Origin of the sequence: Okeania sp. SIO2B9, from assembly GCF_010672505.1 — a bacterium.
Lineage (GTDB): Bacteria > Cyanobacteriota > Cyanobacteriia > Cyanobacteriales > Microcoleaceae > Okeania > Okeania hirsuta.
The window spans coordinates 1-1,488 of sequence record NZ_JAAHGK010001577.1 but is presented as its reverse complement, the minus strand read 5'-3'; the positions used below and the strand labels follow the sequence as shown (position 1 = coordinate 1,488).

At 35.2% G+C, this 1,488-nt stretch carries 1 protein-coding gene and 1 pseudogene; both read left to right on the top strand.

Annotated elements, in window-relative coordinates:
- The first annotated feature begins 50 nt into the window (after positions 1-50).
- Complete coding sequence (locus F6K13_RS32800) at positions 51-884, top strand: HpsJ family protein (protein WP_124147521.1); 834 nt, start codon at positions 51-53, stop codon at positions 882-884.
- Between the two features lie 256 nt (positions 885-1,140).
- Positions 1,141-1,488 (top strand): annotated as a pseudogene (locus tag F6K13_RS32795) (RNA-guided endonuclease TnpB family protein); the annotation flags it as partial.

The window sequence follows — 1,488 nt, the reverse complement described above, 5'->3', positions numbered from 1 at the left end:
TCCTGCTATACCCACAAATGAACGATAATTTTATAACTGAGTAAAATGCCATGAAAGCAACAAACATTCGTCAATATTCCTCCATAGCTGCTAGGACTCTTACAATAGTAGGGATAATTATGATTTTGTCTTCTCTACTTGACTTTGTAGTATTGTCAATTCCTTTCAATATAAGTAGTAGAGCATGGCAAATTGGTCTAGTGACACAGTTAGTTGATCGAGGAATTATTCCTATGGTAGGAATGGCCTTATTATTTACAGGCTATTGGGTAACCAGTAATTCTGGCCTCCAAAATAACTCTACATCCTCCATATTAGATTTGAGATTTTGGGGACTTTTACTAGCGAGCTTATTAGGACTAATATATTTGTTACTATTTCCTCTACATTTAAATAATACTCGTCTAGCTCGGGCAGAGGCCATTGAACGAATAAATCAGCAAGCAAGTACAGCTGAAACACAATTAGAAGCTCGTGTCAGTACCAGCGAATTTCAAAATCAGATACAACAAAGACAAAGTCAATTAAAAAATCAATTTAGTACTTTGTTAGGAGATGAAACTAGGCTGAATGAAGCGTTAGAAAATGAACAATTATCAGAGCAAGTGAAAAGCTTGTTAGAACAATCAAAACAAAATCCTCAAATTATAGATGAATTTCTCAATCGTCAGGCACAACAATTACCAACTCAACTTTTAACTAGAATTCGTACTCGCAAGCAAGAATTAGAAGAACAAGCTAACAGCAATTCTTTTAAATCAAGTGTTAGAACAGGTTTTAGCAGTTTACTTTTAGCAGTAGGCTACATTATGATTGGTTGGACAGGTTTAAAAAATATGGGAATTATTAAAGGTAAAGGACGTCGCCAAAATCCTGCTAGATAGTTAATTGAATGCAAAATAATATCTCACAATATTTACCTAAATAACACGGGAGCATGAAAGCCATCGTCTTTTAAGCGATGGATGAAAGGCGAGGAGTCGGATTTTAATCCGATGTATTTTATTTGACCGAAAAGCCACGTTGAAGGCCCCGTGTTTGAACCGTGGGGATGAAAACAAGGGAGTTATTTAGACTAGACAACTAAAGTAGCCCTCTGTTACTATGATCAACAATAAGTTTTCGGTCCGCCTGTTTCAAATGTACTCTTGTCAGCAAGTTTTAGCAGGTAAAAATCCTGAATTAATTGCTATCTTAAAATTCTTGTGCGAACAGTCTCACAAGCTAACTAACATGGGAATATATTATGCCAGGCAACTATATTTTAAGTCTCAAAAAGGCATTGGCAAGTATGACTTAGAAAAGGTATACAAAAAGAACAATCACTATAAAGTTTTACATTCTCAAGCAGCACAACAAATATTGAGAACTGTAGCTGAATCATTTAGGTCTTATTATGGTCTTATTATTGCCTATAATGAAGGTAAAATCTCAGACAGACCAAGGATTCCTAACTATAGAAAAAAAGGGGGAATGGCTACAGTAAGT